The 16,817-nt window shown below is 70.6% G+C and carries 20 protein-coding genes; 7 read left to right on the forward strand and 13 right to left on the reverse strand.

The window, feature by feature from the left end:
- Nucleotides 1-37 precede the first annotated feature (37 nt).
- Complete coding sequence (locus E7742_RS15510; protein WP_137799751.1) at nt 38-454, reverse strand: DUF3151 domain-containing protein; 417 nt, start codon at nt 452-454, stop codon at nt 38-40.
- 80 nt (nt 455-534) lie between these two features.
- Between E7742_RS15510 and E7742_RS15515 the strand changes: the two genes are divergently transcribed.
- A complete protein-coding gene (locus E7742_RS15515; protein WP_137799752.1) occupies nt 535-1,071 on the forward strand; it encodes an Rv0361 family membrane protein in 537 nt (178 codons plus the stop codon).
- Nucleotides 1,072-1,196: 125 nt separating this feature from the next.
- Here the strand turns inward: E7742_RS15515 and fbaA are convergent, their stop codons facing one another.
- The gene (gene fbaA, locus E7742_RS15520; RefSeq protein ID WP_137799753.1) at nt 1,197-2,234 is read right to left on the reverse strand and encodes a class II fructose-bisphosphate aldolase; all 1,038 of its coding nucleotides are present in this window, start codon (nt 2,232-2,234) and stop codon (nt 1,197-1,199) included.
- Between the two features lie 172 nt (nt 2,235-2,406).
- Between fbaA and E7742_RS15525 the strand changes: the two genes are divergently transcribed.
- The gene (locus E7742_RS15525; protein WP_441346857.1) at nt 2,407-3,180 is read left to right on the forward strand and encodes a VTT domain-containing protein; all 774 of its coding nucleotides are present in this window, start codon (nt 2,407-2,409) and stop codon (nt 3,178-3,180) included.
- 2 nt (nt 3,181-3,182) lie between these two features.
- A complete protein-coding gene (locus E7742_RS15530; RefSeq protein WP_137801242.1) occupies nt 3,183-3,845 on the forward strand; it encodes a DedA family protein in 663 nt (220 codons plus the stop codon).
- A 6-nt stretch (nt 3,846-3,851) separates the two neighbouring features.
- Here E7742_RS15530 and E7742_RS15535 read toward each other — a convergent pair whose 3' ends face one another.
- The 3 genes from E7742_RS15535 to E7742_RS15545 form a co-directional block, all read right to left on the reverse strand.
- On the reverse strand, nt 3,852-4,973 hold the full coding sequence (locus E7742_RS15535) for a glycoside hydrolase family 76 protein (RefSeq protein ID WP_137799755.1): 1,122 nt from the start codon (nt 4,971-4,973) through the stop codon (nt 3,852-3,854).
- A 67-nt stretch (nt 4,974-5,040) separates the two neighbouring features.
- Nucleotides 5,041-5,721: a TrmH family RNA methyltransferase gene (locus E7742_RS15540; RefSeq protein ID WP_137801243.1), complete on the reverse strand. Its 681-nt coding sequence runs from the start codon at nt 5,719-5,721 to the stop codon at nt 5,041-5,043.
- A gap of 83 nt (nt 5,722-5,804) precedes the next feature.
- Nucleotides 5,805-6,602 carry an SDR family oxidoreductase gene (locus tag E7742_RS15545; RefSeq protein ID WP_137799756.1) on the reverse strand — a complete coding sequence of 266 codons (798 nt, stop codon included), beginning with the start codon at nt 6,600-6,602 and terminating at the stop codon, nt 5,805-5,807.
- A 54-nt stretch (nt 6,603-6,656) separates the two neighbouring features.
- Here E7742_RS15545 and E7742_RS15550 point away from each other — a divergent pair, with 54 nt between their 5' ends.
- Nucleotides 6,657-7,103 (forward strand): hypothetical protein, encoded by a 447-nt coding sequence (locus tag E7742_RS15550; protein ID WP_137799757.1) that lies wholly within the window; start codon nt 6,657-6,659, stop codon nt 7,101-7,103.
- Between the two features lie 13 nt (nt 7,104-7,116).
- Here the strand turns inward: E7742_RS15550 and E7742_RS15555 are convergent, their stop codons facing one another.
- Nucleotides 7,117-7,839, reverse strand: coding sequence for a lysoplasmalogenase family protein (locus E7742_RS15555; RefSeq protein ID WP_137799758.1), 723 nt, complete (start codon nt 7,837-7,839; stop codon nt 7,117-7,119).
- Between the two features lie 158 nt (nt 7,840-7,997).
- Between E7742_RS15555 and E7742_RS15560 the strand changes: the two genes are divergently transcribed.
- Both E7742_RS15560 and E7742_RS15565 read left to right on the forward strand, forming a co-directional pair.
- Entirely contained in the window at nt 7,998-8,444 is a 447-nt protein-coding gene (locus E7742_RS15560) for a MarR family winged helix-turn-helix transcriptional regulator (RefSeq protein ID WP_137799759.1), read from the forward strand.
- Nucleotides 8,445-8,472: 28 nt separating this feature from the next.
- Nucleotides 8,473-9,720 carry an MFS transporter gene (locus E7742_RS15565; RefSeq protein ID WP_137799760.1) on the forward strand — a complete coding sequence of 416 codons (1,248 nt, stop codon included), beginning with the start codon at nt 8,473-8,475 and terminating at the stop codon, nt 9,718-9,720.
- 100 nt (nt 9,721-9,820) lie between these two features.
- On the opposite strand, the gene E7742_RS15570 is transcribed toward E7742_RS15565, so the two are convergent.
- The 4 genes from E7742_RS15570 to galT all read right to left on the reverse strand — a co-directional run bounded on the left by E7742_RS15570 (nt 9,821) and on the right by galT (nt 14,047).
- Entirely contained in the window at nt 9,821-10,375 is a 555-nt protein-coding gene (locus E7742_RS15570) for a nuclear transport factor 2 family protein (RefSeq protein ID WP_137799761.1), read from the reverse strand.
- A 119-nt stretch (nt 10,376-10,494) separates the two neighbouring features.
- Nucleotides 10,495-11,613: a PucR family transcriptional regulator gene (locus E7742_RS15575; RefSeq protein WP_175420629.1), complete on the reverse strand. Its 1,119-nt coding sequence runs from the start codon at nt 11,611-11,613 to the stop codon at nt 10,495-10,497.
- Between the two features lie 137 nt (nt 11,614-11,750).
- The gene (gene galK / locus E7742_RS15580; protein ID WP_137799763.1) at nt 11,751-12,935 is read right to left on the reverse strand and encodes a galactokinase; all 1,185 of its coding nucleotides are present in this window, start codon (nt 12,933-12,935) and stop codon (nt 11,751-11,753) included.
- Nucleotides 12,932-14,047: a galactose-1-phosphate uridylyltransferase gene (gene galT, locus E7742_RS15585; protein WP_175420503.1), complete on the reverse strand. Its 1,116-nt coding sequence runs from the start codon at nt 14,045-14,047 to the stop codon at nt 12,932-12,934. Before galT ends, galK begins: the two co-directional genes overlap by 4 nt.
- A gap of 154 nt (nt 14,048-14,201) precedes the next feature.
- On the opposite strand from galT, the gene E7742_RS15590 reads away from it, so the two are divergent.
- Complete coding sequence (locus E7742_RS15590) at nt 14,202-14,717, forward strand: hypothetical protein (protein ID WP_137799764.1); 516 nt, start codon at nt 14,202-14,204, stop codon at nt 14,715-14,717.
- Nucleotides 14,718-14,803: 86 nt separating this feature from the next.
- Here the strand turns inward: E7742_RS15590 and pyrE are convergent, their stop codons facing one another.
- From pyrE to E7742_RS15605, 3 genes are all read right to left on the reverse strand, one after another.
- Nucleotides 14,804-15,337 (reverse strand): orotate phosphoribosyltransferase, encoded by a 534-nt coding sequence (gene pyrE, locus E7742_RS15595; protein WP_137799765.1) that lies wholly within the window; start codon nt 15,335-15,337, stop codon nt 14,804-14,806.
- An 83-nt stretch (nt 15,338-15,420) separates the two neighbouring features.
- Nucleotides 15,421-15,915, reverse strand: coding sequence for a LemA family protein (locus tag E7742_RS15600; RefSeq protein ID WP_254699027.1), 495 nt, complete (start codon nt 15,913-15,915; stop codon nt 15,421-15,423).
- Nucleotides 15,916-16,070: 155 nt separating this feature from the next.
- Nucleotides 16,071-16,766 (reverse strand): hypothetical protein, encoded by a 696-nt coding sequence (locus tag E7742_RS15605; RefSeq protein ID WP_137801246.1) that lies wholly within the window; start codon nt 16,764-16,766, stop codon nt 16,071-16,073.
- Between the last annotated feature and the right edge of the window lie 51 nt (nt 16,767-16,817).

Genomic DNA, 16,817 nt, shown 5'->3' on the forward strand with positions numbered 1-16,817 from the left:
CTGGTCTCGGCCCGCTGCCGGGCGTGGAACGAAGCGGCTAGCCGAGGCCAAGTGCTTCGGCGGCGCGCGGGTCGCAGTCCTCGAGCAGATCCAGGCAGCGCGCGTACTCGTCGTTCTCGCCGATCGCCTGCGCGGCGCGGGCGAGGACGGCGACGCAGCGCAGGAAGCCGCGGTTGGGCTCGTGGCTGTAGGGCACCGGGCCGAAGCCCTTCCAGCCGTTGCGGCGGAGCTGGTCCAGGCCGCGGTGGTACCCGGTGCGGGCGTAGGCGTACGCCGTGATGGTCTGCCCCGCCTCGAACGCGGCCTCCGCGAGGTAGGCCCACGCGATCGACGCCGTGGGATGGTCGGCGGCGACCTTCGCCGGGTCCTCGTGATTGAGCAGAGCCGACTCCGCGTCGTCGTCACCGGGGAGCAGGGTGGGCTGCGGGCCGAGAAGATCACCGAAAGACGTCATGGCGTCCATTGTGCCCGCCCCACGTGTCGGCCGTTAGGCTGCCCAGCAGTTGATCCCGATCCCGCACCGAGAGGCGTCACGTGCCCGACACCGACGACTTCCAGACCCGCCCCGCCGCGCCCGCCGCCGGGCCGCAGCGCATTGCGCCCGCCGGGCCGGCGCCCGCGCGGAAAGGACGCACCGGCGCCCGTCGCGGCTGGATCGTTGCCGTCACCCTCGCGGTCGTCGGGGTCCTGGCCGCGCTCGGCGTCACCGGGTTCGTGGTGGCCCGCGGCGGCGTGGGCGGCGGGCCCGAGTCGGAGGTGCGCGACGCCGTCGACACGTTCGTCGACGCGCTCGGGGCAGGCGACCTCGCCGCCCTGCAGATGTCCACGTGCGGCGCCCTGGCCGACTTCTATCGCGGCATCCCGGCCGCCGAGTTCGCCGAGGTGCACCGCGACGCCGTCGCCGGGGGCAGCGTGCCGGTGGTCACGAGCATCGACTCCGTCCAGATCACGGGCGACTCCGCGATCGCGCAGGTGACCGCGCACACCGCGGCCAATCCGTCCGACGTCTCGCCGCGCACGTTCGATCTCACGCGCGTCGACAGCGCGTGGAAGGTCTGCAACCCCCAGTGACAACCCGGTGATCTCTCGAAACCCCGACGCGATCCATCCCGAAACGCGTTGTGCGCACTCACCGCGGGCCCCGGGACGGGGCACGCGCGGCAAGTGCGCACAACGCGAAGCGCTGGGTCCGACGACTAGCCGGCGGACACCGAGCGGCCCGCGGACTTGAGGTCGTTGCAGGCCTCGATGACGCGGGTGGTCATGCCGGCCTCGGCCTTCTTCAGGTAGCTGCGCGGGTCGTAGACCTTCTTGTTGCCGACCTCGCCGTCGACCTTCAGGACGCCGTCGTAGTTGGAGAACATGTGGCCGACGATGGGACGCGAGAACGCGTACTGGGTGTCGGTGTCGACGTTCATCTTCACGACGCCGTAGCGCAGCGAGTCCTCGATCTCCGACTTCAGCGAGCCCGAGCCGCCGTGGAAGACGAAGTCGAACGGCTTGGAGCCGGACGGCAGACCCAGCTTGGCGATGGCCGCGGCCTGGCCCTCGGCCAGCACCTCGGGCTTGAGGACGACGTTGCCCGGCTTGTAGACGCCGTGCACGTTGCCGAACGTCGCGGCCAGCAGGTACTTGCCGTTCTCGCCCACGCCGAGCGCGTCGACGGTCTTCTCGAAGTCCTCGCGCGAGGTGTACAGCTTGTCGTTGATCTCGGCCTCGACGCCGTCCTCCTCGCCGCCGACGACGCCGATCTCGACCTCGAGGATGATGTTCGCGGCCTTCGACAGCTTCAGCAGCTCCTGCGCGATCTCGAGGTTCTCGTCGATCGGCACGGCCGAGCCGTCCCACATGTGCGACTGGAACAGCGGGTTCTGGCCGTTGTTCACGCGCTCCTGCGAGATCGCGAGCAGCGGACGGACGAAGGTGTCCAGCTTGTCCTTGGGGCAGTGGTCGGTGTGCAGCGCGATCGTCACGTCGTACTTGGCGGCGACGACGTGCGCGAACTCCGCGAGCGCGACCGCACCGGTCACCATGTCCTTGACGCCCAGACCCGAACCGAACTCCGCACCGCCGGTCGAGAACTGGATGATGCCGTCGCTGCCGGCGTCCGCGAAGCCCTTGATCGCGGCGTTGATGGTCTCGGACGAGGTGCAGTTGATGGCGGGGAAGGCGAAGGAGTGCTCCTTGGCCCGACCGAGCATCTCGGCGTAGACCTCGGGAGTTGCGATAGGCACGGCGGCTGTCCTCCATGTGACGGGTTTCGGGGCGCGGCCGACTGTGCCGGCGCGCCGGTTGTCTATGCAGTATGGCAACCCGGACGCGTCGCCGCCTCCCCTGGTGCCCGGTCCGTGTCGGCTCGCCGGGCCACGTCGACTCAGCGGGCTCTCAGCGGCCGCCGGTAGTCTGGTGCGCGTGAATGTGCTGGCAGCTTCGGAGTCCGTGACCTCAAATCTGGCATTGCTGCCGGGATTTCTCGATCCGGTCAACCTGCTGAACTCGTTCGGCACGTGGATGCTGATCGGGCTCCTGCTGGTCGTCTTCATCGAGTCGGGTCTGCTGTTCCCGCTCCTGCCCGGCGATTCCCTGCTGTTCACCGCGGGCCTCATCGCGGCCTCGAAGTCGGCCGAGGTGGAGCCGTTCGCCCCGCTGTGGGTGCTGATGGTGACCATCCCCATCGCCGCGGTCCTCGGTGACCAGGTCGGCTACGTCATCGGCGCCAAGGGTGGTTCGGCGCTCTTCAAGTCCGACGACGCGAAGATCTTCAAGAAGAGCTACATCGTCGAGGCGCACGCGTTCTTCGAGAAGCACGGCCCCGTCACGATCTTCCTGGCGCGGTTCGTCCCGATCGTGCGTACCTACGCACCCCTGGTGGCGGGCGCGTCCAAGATGAAGTACTCGACGTTCATCACGTACAACATCGTCGGTGGCGTGGTGTGGGGCGCCGGGGTCACGCTGCTCGGTTACTTCCTGGGCCAGATCCAGTTCATCGCCGACAACATCGACTACATCTTCATCGCGATCGTCCTGATCTCGGTCGTCCCGATCATCGTCGAGGTCGGCAAGCGCTACTTCGGGTCCCGCAAGTCCGGCAACACGGTCGCCGCCGATCCCACCGCGGCCGGGGACGCCCGCGGACAGGACACCGCGCCCGTCACGACCCCGAACGACCCGACCGCTTGACGGTGACCGTCGCGGCCGACACCTTCGGTCCGCTCGAATCGGCCGGTCCCGTACTGGTCTGGATCATCGTTCTCATGTTCGTCTTCCTCGAATGCGCGCTCATCGTCGGACTGTTCCTGCCCGGTGACTCACTGCTGGTGACCGCGGGCATCGTGCTCGCGACCCACGACGCCGGCGCGCAGCACACGTGGGCGTTGTCGGCCGGGGCGATGAGCGCCGCGATCGCCGGGAACCAGGTGGGTTACGCGATCGGCCGTCGCAGCGGACACCACCTCGTGGCCCGTCGCAACGGCCGGTACGTCAACGCGGCCAACCTGCACAAGGTGAACGTGCTGCTCGATCGGCACGGATTCTGGGCTGTTCTGATCGCGCGGTGGATCCCGTGGGTGCGGACGCTGTGCCCGATGGTGGCCGGGGCCGCGAACATGGACCGGCGCCGGTACACGATCGCGAGCAGCATCGGTGCCGTCGTCTGGGCGCCCGTGCTGCTGCTCGTCGGCTTCTACTGTGGTTCGCTGCTCGAACGCGTGCCGTGGTTGATGCCGGTGGTGCTCGGTGTGCTGGTCACGCTGCTGGCGGTCGGGACCGCGGCCGGCGTGTGGGGTTACCGCCGGGAGATGGCCAGGCCGGCGGAGGACGTCGTCGTCGACGAGGTCCACGACTGACGGCGCTCACCGCCGTTTCGGGTACCCCGCGGCCGACACCAGGTACGCCGACTCCATCAGCAGCCATCCGCTCAGCTGCACGGACAGGTCGCGCTCGGCGATCTCCGACGGGTGCACCGAGCCGCCCGAGTACGTCGCGATCCCCGAGCCGAGTCCGGGCAGCTGGGCGGGCAGGCTCCAGTCCTTGCCGAACAGCGGCAGCTCCTCGACCTGCAGCCGGTTCTCCCACGCCGCCTCCGCGGACGCCAGCACCATCTGCGCGGCGAGCCGCCGCGCGCGGACGTCGTCGGGTGCGTTCCCGGGCAGCATCAGCGCCACCAGCGCCAGGTAGCGGGCCAGCAGCCCGTTGAAGAGGCCGCCGTCCCCGCCTCCACCGCCGCGGATGACGCCGCCCTTGGCGAGCCGCTCCTCGACGGCGCCGACGAGTCGATGCACCCGCAGCCGGTGTCGCGGCGCGCCCATGCGCACGGCCAGTTCGGTCTCGAGGCTCAGCACCGTGCCCTGGCAGTACGAGTAGATGTTCCGTTCGAGGGTGCCGTCGCTGCGGATGCCGTCGAAGATCAGCCCGGTCTCGGGATCCCGCAGCGTGTCGTCGATCCAGTCCGCCATCGCCTGCGCGCGCCACAGGCGGCCGGCGCGGGCGAGGACGAGTCCGGCGGGCCCGTTCGCGGGCGCGTTGAAGAAGTCGGAGTGCTTGCGCCACGGGATGCCACCGCCCGCCTCCGGGGACCACGCCTCGAACAGTTGCCGTTCGAGCACCGACAGCGCCTTGCGGTTGTCGATGAGCTGCATGCGCTGGGCCCGCTCGAGCGCGAGCCCGAGCCACGCCATGTCGTCGTAGTAGCTGTTGGTCCACCCGGACAGGTTCCGAAAGCGATGCCCACGAACGAGTCTCGCGAGACGACGGCGCCGACGTGCGGTGGGATTGCGTTCGGCCGCGTCGACGGTGCAGTTGATGAGGTTCGCCTGCCACCAGTAGTGCCAGTTCACGAACACGCGTTCCCGCCGCACCGCCGGCCACGCGACCACGGCGAGCGCGGTCCCCGGCATCCCCCACACACGACGAATGTGCCGAGCGAGCACCGCTTCCTCGGCGGCATCTGCCCGGGCAGACCATTCGCGCTGCATGGTTACCGATCTTGCCTAAGCATCGGCGCTTTTGGCTACCGGACGCGCGGACGCGCGAGCCGCTGCGCTACCAGGCGCGACCGAGATCCGCGTGTTGCCGGACCCAGGCATGCATCGCGATGCCCGCGGCGACCCCGGCATTGATGCTGCGGGTGGAGCCGAACTGCGCGATCGACACCGTCATCGACGCGACGGCGTGCCCCTGCTCGGTGACGCCGGGTCCCTCCTGACCGAACAGCAGCAGGCAGTCCCGCGGCAGCTCGACGGTCTCGAGCGGCACCGAGCCGGGCGTGTTGTCGACCGCGACGACGGTGAGCCCGCGCTCGCGCGCGAACGCCGCCAGCTCGTCGAGGTCGGCGTGGTGGATCAGATGCTGGTACCGGTCGGTGACCATGGCACCGCGCCGATTCCACCGTCGCCGGCCGACGATGTGCACCGCGGCCGCCGCGAACGCGTTCGCGGTGCGCACGACGGTGCCGATGTTGGAGTCGTGGGCGAAGTTCTCGATCGCCACGTGCAGCGGGTGCCGGCGGCGGTCGATGTCGGCGACGATCGCCTCCCGGGTCCAGTACCGGTAGGCGTCGACGACGTTGCGGCGATCGCCCTCGGCCAACAGCTGCCGGTCGTACCGCGGGTCGTCGGGCAGCGGCAGCCCGTGCTCCGCGGCCCACGGCCCGACGCCGTACGGGTGCTCCCCCCACTCGGTCGGTCCGGGCGCGTCGGTGTCGTCGACGGCGGCAGTGTGCATCTCGGGGTCTCGGGTGCTCAAAACGTCTCGTTCGGATCGGGGGGGTGGGCCAACCACGAACTCTAGCCGCCCCCGTCGGCCGGTCAGATGCGGCTGAGCAGCTTGTTCAGCTGCCGGGAGAGCACCGCCGGGGTGATCTGCGACGCCGCGGTCAGTACCCGCGCCTGCAGTCCCACCGGGTAGTGCACCTTGGGCAGCCTGCGGCCGCGGTCGGCGGTGGCGGCCAGGATGGCGTCCGCGACCTGCTGGGTCGAGAGACGGACTCCCAGCGAGCGGGTGCTGCCGGTGGCCATGCCCCGGATCATCCCGGTGCGCACGAACAGCGGCCAGATGTCGACGACGCGGATGTCGTGGGCGCGCCACTCGAGTTCGAGTGCCTCCGTGAGGCCGCGGACCGCGAACTTGGTGGCCCCGTACGTCGCGAGTTCGGGCTGACCGTAGATCGCGGACGCCGACGCCAGGTTCACCACCTGGGCGCCCGCCGTCTCCTTCAGGTACGGGAAGGCGGCGAGCAGACCGTTGATCGTGCCGCCCACGTTGACGTCGAGCATGCGGCGGTGCGCCTCGGGCGCAATGTCCTCGAAGGGCCCGGCCGAGAGCACGCCGGCGTTGTTGACCAGGACGTCGAGCCGGGCGGCGCTGGCAGTGAACTCCGCCAGCCGGGTCCGCCACTCACCGAGATCGGTGACGTCGAGGGTGCCGGTGCGGATCCTTCCGCCCTGCGCGAGGACCTCCTCCCGCAGCGACTCCAATCCGGACTCCTCGATGTCGTAGGCGCCCACGTAGTAGCCGTGGCGGGCGAACGTCGACGCGGTCGCGCGGCCGATTCCGGCGGCCGCACCACTGATGAACACGGTCGGTCGAGAGGAGGCAGAAGGCATGCCGTCAGGCTAGGTGCTCGGCGACTAGGCTGGGGGCGTCCCGGGAAGAAAGCCATGAATCACCCACGCATCGTCCGCACCGTCTGTTTCGTCACCGTCGGCTATCTGATCGTGCTCGCGATCTGGCTGGGCCGATTGATCGAACGCACGCCCGAGAACACGATCCCCTATCAGATCGGCGGCCTGTTGGCGGCGTACGGATCCGCGCTCGGGCTCGGCATGATGTGGGCGGACCGGCCCACCCGCGCCGAACGCCGACTCGCGAAGCACGGCATCGAGGGCTGGGCCCGGATCCGGCACGCGCAGCGGATCCGGCGCACGGTCGACAACGGCGAACTCACCGAACTCGATCTCGACCTGACCGTCCCGGGTTCGCAGTCGTACACGGGCCGGGTGCTCTACGAGGTGCTGCCCGAGAACCGTTCGCGATTCGCCGTCGGCGAGACCATCTCCATCCGCGTCGACCCCCGCAAACGCGACCGAATCCTGATCTGCACCTAGCACATTCGGTCGGTCAGCGCCTGCGGGCGGCAGCGAGCATCCCCTCCACCAGCAGCAGCTGCGCCGCGGCGTAGGACGCGAGTACGGCGCCCTCCGCGGCGGCGCGTGACTTCGTCCCGCGCAGGAACAGCTTGCGCACGACGATCAACCCGTCGGATCCGGTGAAGAGAAGGCCCCCGAGTCCGAGCCAGCTGCGGCGGTCGCGGCAATTGGGGACGGGCAGGCCGGCGACGTCCGCGGCGCCGGGTGCGAGCGCCGGGTCGGCCGCGAGCGTGGCGGTGGTGCCGAGCAGCGCGCCGTAGCCGGTGAGGGTTCTCGCGACCGTCGGGGCCTGCCCGCGCAGCAGTCCGGACGCCCCCAGCCACGCGCCCAGCCGCGGCAGCGCGGCGGCGAGTCCGGGGCGCGCGCCGCGTCGCAGCAGTACGGACGCGTAGGCGGTCTGCATCACCCCGAACGACGTGGCGCCGCGGCGCAGGCGGGAGTCGACGTCGGGATCGATCATGAACACGTCCCCGACCGTGGCGGCCGCCAGCCCCGCGACCAGTAGCGCGGTGTCGGCGGTGTCGAGGTCGTCGCGGCGCCGGAGCACCCGGGCGGCGAGCGCGGGCGCGATGACCGGCTTGGCGATCTGCTGCACGCGCTCGCGGCCGGTGACCGCGCCGTAGACCGTGGCCGCGGTCGCGCCCGCGAACACCGCGTGCTCGAGTCCCCACTTCTTGTTGCTCGCGAACGCCATGACTGCTCCTCGTGTCCGATTTCGGCACGACGGTACCGTCGCCGTCCCCGCGCTCCCGCGTTTTGCGCACTCGGCGCGCCCGGACGGACCGCCCGGTCACGAAAAGCGCGCCTCACGCGGGGGTTTACATACATAGTTAGCTTATGTAATTATTGAGTATGAGTTCGACCGACCCCGAGTTCCGCGACCTTCTCGTCGACCTGGTGAGCAACGCCCACCGCTTCACTCGACTGGCGTCGACGCTCGCCACCGACGACCGACCCCGATCGTGGATGCGGGCGCTGTCGCTGCTCGAGGAGCAGGGAGCCCTCCGGGTGAGCACGTTCGCCCGGCTCGACAGCTCGTCGCAGCCGTCGGCGACGGCCCTGCTCCAGAAGCTGGGACAGGAAGGCTTCGTCCAGCGGCAACCGGACCCCGACGACTCGCGCGCCGTCCTCGTCGCCATCACCGACGCGGGCCGCGAGTGGCTCGCCGAGAGCCGGCGGAGCCTCGCCGACGTGTTGACGCCGCACTTCGCCCACCTGGCGCCGGAACAGCTGGCGCGGCTGGCGGAGGGGCTCGGCGAACTCCGGGCGATCATCCGCACCGCCGCCACCGACAACTGACCACCACGACACCTCCAGGGAGGGATACGTGAGCACCACGACCGCCCCCGCCGCGAGCACCAAGCCCGGCATCCTGCAGCAACCGAAAGCGGTGTGGGCCGTCGCCTTCGCCAGCGTCATCGCGTTCATGGGCATCGGCCTCGTGGACCCCATCCTCAAGCCGATCGCCGAGCAGCTCGACGCGACACCGTCGCAGGTGTCGCTGCTGTTCACCAGCTACATGCTGGTCACGGGCGTCGCGATGCTGTTCACCGGCATGATCTCGAGCCGGATCGGCGCCAAGAAGACGCTGCTGTGGGGTCTGGCGATCATCGTGGTGTTCGCCGCCGCGGCAGGCACGTCGAGCACCATCGATCAGATCGTCGGCTTCCGCGCCGGCTGGGGCCTGGGCAACGCGCTCTTCATCGCGACCGCGCTGGCCGCCATCGTCGGCGCCGCGAGCGGCGGTGTCGCGCAGGCGATCATCCTCTACGAGGCGGCGCTGGGCATCGGCATCGCGGTCGGCCCGCTGGTCGGCGGCGTGCTCGGCAACATCAGCTGGCGAGCCCCGTTCTTCGGGGTCGCGACCCTCATGGCGATCGCGTTCATCTTCATCATGGTGATGCTGCCCAAGGCGCCCAAGCCGCAGCACCGCACGTCGTTGGCGGCACCGTTCCTGGCGCTGCGCCACCGCGGACTGCTGACCGTCGCGATCACCGCGCTGCTCTACAACTACGGTTTCTTCACGCTGCTCGCGTACACCCCGTTCCCGCTCGACATGGGCACGTACTCGATCGGGTTCATCTTCTTCGGCTGGGGCGTCATGCTGGCGATCGCGTCGGTGTTCCTGGCGCCGCGGCTGCAGCGCCGCTTCGGCACCCTGCCGATGATGATGGCGTCGCTCGCGTTGTTCGCGCTCGACCTCGGGGCGATGGCCCTGTTCACCGACACCAAGCCGGTGCTGGTGGTGTGCGTCGTCCTGGCCGGGCTGTTCCTGGGCGTCAACAACACGCTGATCACCGAGACCGTCATGATCTCGGCGCCGGTCGAGCGCTCGACGGCGTCCGCGGCCTACAGCTTCGTGCGCTTCGTCGGCGGTGCCGCGGCCCCGTACGTCGCCGGCAAGCTGGGTGAGCACAACATGCACGCCCCGTTCTGGCTGGGCGCCGCGCTCACCGTCCTCGGCATCCTGGTGCTCGCCAGCGGACGCAAGGTGCTGGCCCACGTCGACGACCACGACCCGGAGCCGCACAGCGTCGACGAGGCCACCGCCGTCACCGTCGGCGACGCGGACTGAGCCCCTGCCTCCACTCCCCTCTCCCCCTTCGCGTTGTGCGCACTTGTCGCGGGAATCCCGGTCTCCCGGGCGCGACAAGTGCGCACAACGCGTGTCGGGGTCAGGTGGCGGCCGGAGTGTGGACCAGGTCGATGTACGCCTGCGGCAGCTCGTCGAACGACAGCTTGGTGATGCTCGACGGCCCGGAGTGGTACGAGTCCTCGCCCTCGATCTTCCCGTTCTCGTCGACCGGCCAGAGGATGAGCTGCCGGAACACGATGAGGTAGTCGGCCGACTCGTCGTCGACCGGGATGCCGATCTGCGCGGCGTACGCGCCCGGGTAGATCTGCTTGAGGAACCCCTCGGTGACCAGGCAGTGGTCGTCGACGACGAGGCGGTCGAGCTCGTATTCGAGGATGTTCGACTTCGACTCGACGAACGCCGTGTAGTAGGCCCGCACGCCGTCGGTGCCCTTGGGTCCGACGTCCTGGCCGCTGTTCCAGAAGTGGTAGTCCGGCGTGGGGCCGAGCGTGGCCATGAGGCCGTCCAGGTCGGGGACGGACTCGGCCTTCATGTGCTCGATGACGGCGCCCAGCACCACACGGTGCCGGGCGTCGGTGGTGGTGGCGAGGCGCTGTTCGAGCAGCTCCCAGGTCCGGTTCGGATCGACGGCCATTTGCGAATTCCTTTCCGATGAAACGAAGTTGGCACCGATCGTGACCCACGACACGTCGACCGGTCACCCGACGGGCGTCGGCCGATCGGAGCGCTGCGCCCGACGGGCGTCGGATCGGCTCAGAAGCCCGGCCCGAACACCTCCGACGCGGCCAGCTCCGTCGACGACAACGCCATCCGGCGGATCATCAGCACCAGCGTCGCCATGAATCGATCCATCGAGTCCTCGAGGTCCCAGCCCATCTCCGCTCCGAGGTGCGCCAGGCGGGCCGCGACCGTGCTGTGGTGCACGTGCAGTTCGGCGGCCGTCCGGCGCAGCGACCCGAACACGCAGAACGCCTCGAGCGTCGCCACCTCCTGCGCACCGCCCGCGGACGCCGCGATCGCGTTGATCCGCGCGACGTCCCGGTCGTTGAGCAGACGTTCGAGGGGCAACTCGGCGAGCAGGTCGAGCGAGCCGAGCCGTCCGTACGCGACCGCGCGCCGCCCGTAACCCGTGGACGACGCGAACCGCAGCGCCCGGCGTGCCTGCTTCCACGACGTGGGCGCCGCGTACACGCTCATCCGCTCACCGATTCCCACCCAGGGACCCCGGTCGGGCGCGGGCGTGGGGTACGCGCCCACGATCGCGGCGTGCAGATCGTCGGCGAGGCCGCGACTGTCCGCGTTGTCCTGCAGCAGTATCGCGGTCAACTGCCCGACGTCGAGCGACCGGACCAGCCGTCCGGCACACGTCTGCGAGATCACCTCCACCGTAGCCGCACTCGCTCCCGACGACACCGCCAGCACCCGGAGTTCGCGGGCCGGGTCCAGCCCGAGCAGGCTCACCGCCCGCACCCGGTCCTCGCGGCGCTCCTTGTCCGACAGCACCACCTCGAGCAGCCCGGGATCGCCCATCCGCAACTCGTCCGCCGTCGCCGACCTGGCGGCGGCGACCCGCAGCGTGTGACGCAGCCGGTCCAGGAGCACGGAGTCGAGTGGGCGTTCGGCACCGTCGCGCTGCAACCACACCGTGGGGTCCTGCGGTGACGGCTGCGCCGGGTGCAGGTCGCCGTGCGGGTCGCCGAGCGCGTCGTATCCGATCACGGTGCCGGACGCCCAGGCGGCACCGACCGGGCACTCCGCCAGCAGGGCCGCGGCCCGAACCACGGTGTCCGCGTTGGCTGCCGACTCCCCGAGCTCGTCGAAACAGGCGATGATCCGCAGCACGGACACCGAGTCGGACCCCAGCTCCGACATCCGCACACGTTCCTGGTTCACCGTGGCTCCGTTCGTCGTCTCCCTGCGAGGGTCTCTCAGCGAGGATGGCGCAGCGCCGGCCGGAAGGGACCCGTATTTCCCGATTCGTGGGAACTCTCCCCGCGGGGGCCGGTCGGTCAGAGGAGGCGGCGGGCGGGGGCCGACGCGGCGACGACGGCGAAGGCCGGGTCGGGCAGCCGGCGCTGCGCGGCCCGGCGGCGGGCCGTGGCGATCGCGTCGTCGACCTTGTCGGTCGGGAGCAGCGCGATGGCCGAGCCGCCGAATCCGCCGCCGGTCATGCGTGCCCCCAGCGCGCCCGCGATGAGCGCGGATTCGACGGCGCTGTCCAGTTCGGGGCAGGACACCTCGAAGTCGCGCGCGAGCGAGCGGTGCGACGCCGACAGCAGCCGCCCGAACTCGGCGAAGTCGGCGGACTCCAGCGCCGTCACCGCGAGCCGGACCCGGGCGATCTCGCTGATCACATGCGAAGCGCGGCGACGCAGGACGTCGTCCCCGAGAGACCGCACCGCGCCCGTGCCGTCCCGGCCGCGGTCGGCCGGGACGCGCAGCGAGGCGACCCCGAGCCGTCGCGCCGCCGCCGCCACCGCGGCCCGGCGCTGCGCGTACCACCCGTCGACCAGTCGGTGTGGAGTGCGGGTGTCGATGACCAGCAATTCCAGGCCGTGCGCACGCGGGTCGAAGGGCACGTGCGAGACCGCGCCCGACGCCGAATCGAGCAGCAGCGCGGACCCTTCCGACGACTGCAGCGCTGCCGCCTGGTCCATGCCGCCGGTGGGGGCACCCGCCACCTCGTTCTCGGCCCGCACGCAGGCCGTCGCGATCGCCGCCCGGTCGGCGTCGGGAGCCAGTGCGAGCGCGAGCGAGCACTCGAGTGCCGCCGAACTCGACAACCCTGCCCCGATCGGGACCGTCGACACGAACGCGGCGTCCACGCCTCCGAAATCGGCTGCGAGCAGGCCGCTCTCGTGCAACGCCCACACCACGCCGGCCGGGTACGACGCCCAGCCGTCCGGACGTCCCGGTCCGACGTCGTCGAGTCGGCCGTCCCACGGCGGCCCCGCGGCGGACCGCACGCGGATGAGCCCGTCCGTGCGGCGCGCCACAGCGACCGCGGTGCTGTGCGGCAACGCGATCGGCAGGCACAGCCCGCCCGCGTAATCGACGTGCTCACCGATCAGGTTGACCCGGCCCGGTGCCGCCCACACGCCGTCGGGCTCGTCACCGAACTCGCGGCGGAACGAATCGGCTGCCACGGCAGCGAGCTCGGCGTCGGAGCAGGCTTCGAACCGGCGGACGGTCACGGCGCGACCTCCCGGAACCGGGCGGCGATCGTCTCGGGTGTCGTGTCGCTGATCCACGCGCCCATCCCGGACTCGGAGCCCGCGAGGTACTTCATCCGGTGCGGCGCGCGCATCAGCGAGAACACCTCCAGATACAACCGTCCCAGCTCGCGGCCGGCCCCGACCGGCGCCTGGTGCCAGCCCGCGACGTACGGCAGCTTCGCGACGCCGTCGAAGAAGCGATCCAACCGTCCGAGCACGTCCAGGTACAGGTGCGACAGTTCGTCCAGTTCGGCGGCGTCGAGTTCGGTGAGGTCGGCGAGGTCGCGGTGCGGGGCCACGTGCAGCTCGACGGGCCACCGCGCCGCCGCGGGCACGTACGCGGTCCAGTGCTCGCCCGCGACGACGACGCGGGTGCCGGCCCGGCGTTCGGCGCCCAGGACGTCGCGCAGAAGCGAACGGCCCGTGCGCTTTCGGTGCCGATCCGCCTGCCGCAACAGCGCGGCGGTGCGCGGCGGGAGCGTCGGGTAGGCGTAGATCTGGCCGTGCGGGTGCGACAACGTCACCCCGATCTCCTCGCCGCGGTTCTCGAAGCAGTACACCTGCACAACCGACGGCAACGCCGACAACTCCTGCGTACGATCCCGGAACGCCTCGAGCACGGTCCGCACCCGGGAGACGGGCAGCTGCGCGAAACCGCGGTCGTGATCGCTGGTGAAGCACACCACCTCGCAGCGGCCGTCGGCGGACCGCTGCGGCCGGAGTTCTTCGCCGTCAACGATTCCCGGAACGTCCGCCGGGACCGATCCCAGGGACGGGAAGCGGTTCTCGAACACGGCGACGTCGTAGTCGTCGGCCGGGATCTCGGTCGCGGGGCGCCCCGGCCGCGTGGGGCACAGCGGGCACTCGTCGGTCGAGGGCAGGAAGGTGCGGTTCATCCGGTGCGCGGCGAGCGTCACCCACTCCCCCGTCAGGACGTCGTAACGCATGGTCGACGCGGCCCGGACCGGCACGAGGCCCCGGCCGTCGTGCAGCTCGCGGGTCGCTCTCCCGCTCACGAACGGTTCGGTGTCGTCGAAGTAGATCAGCTCGCGCCCATCGGACAGGCGTGCCCGTGTCTTCCGGATCGGCATCGGACCACGATAGGCGACTCGGACGGTCCACCGCCGCCCGTCCGGTTTGGCGTGGATGCGTGTTCTGTGTGAACATGCTGGCGGCCGTTTCGCCGTGACGGGGAGTCACGGACGGCCGGGGGAACGAAACACATACGAACAACGGGGGATTCACATGAAGCTTCGTAGCTTTGCCGTGCGCGCGTTCGGTGCCGCGGCCGTCGCGACCGCTGCCGTCACGGGGTTTGCCACCACCGCGAGCGCCGCGCCCGCACCCGGGATCACCACTTCCCCGTTCGGCCCGATCATGCCGACGCTCGGGCAGAACGACTTCTGCAACGGGATCATCGACACCGCGGTCGAAACCGACCCGGCGCGACCGGGCGTGGCGACCGTCGCGCTGACGCCGCGCGGCATGCACGGCATCGGACCCGGTTGGGCGGCGAACCCGACGTGCAGGGTGAAGGTCACTCTCCGGTGGAACCTCGACGCGTTCGGCCTGCCGACCGGTCAGGTCAAGGAGATCGACCTCCTGGCCGGCGAGGCGCCCGGCCAGACCGTCCGCACCGACATCCACACCGGCTCCGGACCGGCCGCCGCCACCATCGGGGCGACGTGGTTCAGCCCGTGGTTCAACGAGCTGCGCCCGCAGATCTCGTGGCCCGTGCAGACCTACTTCCTCGTCCCCTGACCGGACACCACAACAGCTGAAGGGACCGTTCATACGCTCGCAGCGCATGAACGGTCCCTTCAGCTGAAAGCCGGGTAGAACCCCGCTCAGCTCAGGCCGAGGTCCTCGAGCCCCAGGAGCGAGCGGTACTCGAGCCCCTCGGCGGCGATGACGGCGTCGGCACCGGTGGCGCGGTCGACGACGGTGGCGACACCGACGACGACGGCTCCGGCGTCCCGCAGCGCCTTGACGGCGGTGAGCGGCGAGTTGCCGGTGGTGGTGGTGTCCTCGACGACCAGCACACGCTTGCCGACCACGTCGGGGCCCTCGATCTGGCGCTGCATGCCGTGCGCCTTGGCGGCCTTGCGGACGACGAACGCGTCGATGGGGCGCCCCTCGGCGTGCATCACGGCCATGGCCACCGGGTCGGCGCCCATCGTGAGACCGCCGACGGCGTCGAAGTCCCAGTCGGCGACCTTCTCGCGCAGCAGCTTGCCGATCAGCGGTCCGGCCCGATGGTGCAGCGTCGCGCGGCGCAGGTCCACGTAGTAGTCGGCTTCCTTGCCCGAGGACAAGGTCACCTTTCCGTGCACCACCGCCAGCTCGCGCACCAGCGCCGCGAGCTCGTCGCGATCCGTCATCGGCCGCTCTCCCATCACCCAGTCAGACAACTATCCGTCCCGACGAGCCTAGCGAGCTGGCCTGCTCACAGCGTCCGCGACCCTCACGCCGCCGCGGCCACCACGCCGTCGCCCGGCTCGGACGTGTGCACCTCGAGGATCGTCGCCTCGAACGCCTGCGCCTCCGCGATCCCGGCGCGGGCGGCCAGGACGCGAGTGGGGAACGCGGTCAGCGCGCTATTGAGACGCCGGGCCTGGTCGTTGTAGACGCGGACGGCGCCCGCGAGCCGCGTCTCGATGTGCTCGAGTTCGTGGGCCGGCCGGACGAACGCCCAGTCGTGCGCGAGCTGCGGATAGCGGCGGCCGGACTGCAGCACCGCCTGCAGCGCGGCGGACAGTGCCTTCTCGGCGCCGGCCTGACGCCGCAGGTCGAGCTCCTCCTCGCGGATCCGCATGGCGAGCGTCCGCGCACCGGTCACCGGCGCGACCAGGTCGCTGCCGACGGTCTCGGCGGCGGCGAGCACCAGCGCCGGCACGTACTGGTAACGGCGATCGAGCTCCGCGTGCACGAGCCGCAGCGCGGTCGCGAGACTCGACACCTGCTGGTGCAGTCTGCGGTGACATACCGCCAACCAGACCACACCAGTCACAACAAGAACAACAACAACTCCCGACACAACAACCACAGCTGCGGAATGTACCCAGCCGCGATCGGCGTCGCGCGCCGAGGACCACGGTGGGGGGCTGCGAGGGCCTACTGCGCGGAGCCGGCCTCGTGGAATTCGTCGTGGGGTTCCGGGGCGACCGGGCGGCCCGGATCGTGCGCGCCCGGTTCCATGGCCCGCGGCGCGGTGGCCGGGGGCAGCACGCGCAGCATGCCCGACAGCCGGGCGACCGTCTCGATGGCGGCGTCCCAGTCGCGCCCGGAGCTGCCGATGGGCAGCGAACCGAGGGTCCACTCCCCCTCGCTCCACAACATCTGCAGCTGCGGCGGGACCGACTCGGTGAAGGTCACCATGCGCTGGTCGCACACGCGGCGGGCGATCTCGAGATCGGTCGCGAACACGACGCGGGGACCGATCGCACCCAGCAGGTTGAGGTCGGTGTCGCGCGGCGGCGGCGTCGACTTCAGACGCAGGTCGATGTCGACGTCCGAGCCCACACCCCGGTGCACCGCGACGATCGTCGCGGTGTCCTCGAGGTCGAAGAGCACGAACTCGTCACCGCGCCGCACCCCGCGCACGACGTCGATCGCGCCGAGGTACTCCTGCTTGGACAGGGCGGCACGATGCCACAGCGACGGCAGATGCTCGTCGGAGCTGTTGTACGTGTACCCCTGCGCCTTCGCCCAGATCTGCCGGACGCGTCCCGTCTGGTCGCGTCGCGTGCGATCGACATAGAGCAGCGCGACAGCACCCGCGAGCGCTATCACTGCCAATCCGAACCACATAGCCGTCATCGGGGCTCAGCCTAGCCACTCCCGGGCCCGATCCGGGCATCC

It is taken from the genome of Rhodococcus sp. SGAir0479, from assembly GCF_005484805.1.
Lineage (GTDB): Bacteria > Actinomycetota > Actinomycetes > Mycobacteriales > Mycobacteriaceae > Prescottella.

What these genes read in the sequence shown, in the direction of transcription:
- E7742_RS15510 (WP_137799751.1), bottom strand. Translation starts at nt 454, where the DNA reads ATGACGTCTTTCGGTGATCTTCTCGGCCCGCAGCCCACCCTGCTCCCC.
- E7742_RS15535 (WP_137799755.1), bottom strand. Translation starts at nt 4,973, where the DNA reads ATGCAGCGCGAATGGTCTGCCCGGGCAGATGCCGCCGAGGAAGCGGTG.
- E7742_RS15540 (WP_137801243.1), bottom strand. Translation starts at nt 5,721, where the DNA reads ATGCACACTGCCGCCGTCGACGACACCGACGCGCCCGGACCGACCGAG.
- E7742_RS15545 (WP_137799756.1), bottom strand. Translation starts at nt 6,602, where the DNA reads ATGCCTTCTGCCTCCTCTCGACCGACCGTGTTCATCAGTGGTGCGGCC.
- E7742_RS15550 (WP_137799757.1), top strand. Translation starts at nt 6,657, where the DNA reads ATGAATCACCCACGCATCGTCCGCACCGTCTGTTTCGTCACCGTCGGC.
- E7742_RS15555 (WP_137799758.1), bottom strand. Translation starts at nt 7,839, where the DNA reads ATGGCGTTCGCGAGCAACAAGAAGTGGGGACTCGAGCACGCGGTGTTC.
- E7742_RS15560 (WP_137799759.1), top strand. Translation starts at nt 7,998, where the DNA reads ATGAGTTCGACCGACCCCGAGTTCCGCGACCTTCTCGTCGACCTGGTG.
- E7742_RS15570 (WP_137799761.1), bottom strand. Translation starts at nt 10,375, where the DNA reads ATGGCCGTCGATCCGAACCGGACCTGGGAGCTGCTCGAACAGCGCCTC.
- E7742_RS15575 (WP_175420629.1), bottom strand. Translation starts at nt 11,613, where the DNA reads ATGTCGGAGCTGGGGTCCGACTCGGTGTCCGTGCTGCGGATCATCGCC.
- galT (WP_175420503.1), bottom strand. Translation starts at nt 14,047, where the DNA reads ATGCCGATCCGGAAGACACGGGCACGCCTGTCCGATGGGCGCGAGCTG.
- E7742_RS15590 (WP_137799764.1), top strand. Translation starts at nt 14,202, where the DNA reads ATGAAGCTTCGTAGCTTTGCCGTGCGCGCGTTCGGTGCCGCGGCCGTC.
- pyrE (WP_137799765.1), bottom strand. Translation starts at nt 15,337, where the DNA reads ATGACGGATCGCGACGAGCTCGCGGCGCTGGTGCGCGAGCTGGCGGTG.
- E7742_RS15605 (WP_137801246.1), bottom strand. Translation starts at nt 16,766, where the DNA reads ATGTGGTTCGGATTGGCAGTGATAGCGCTCGCGGGTGCTGTCGCGCTG.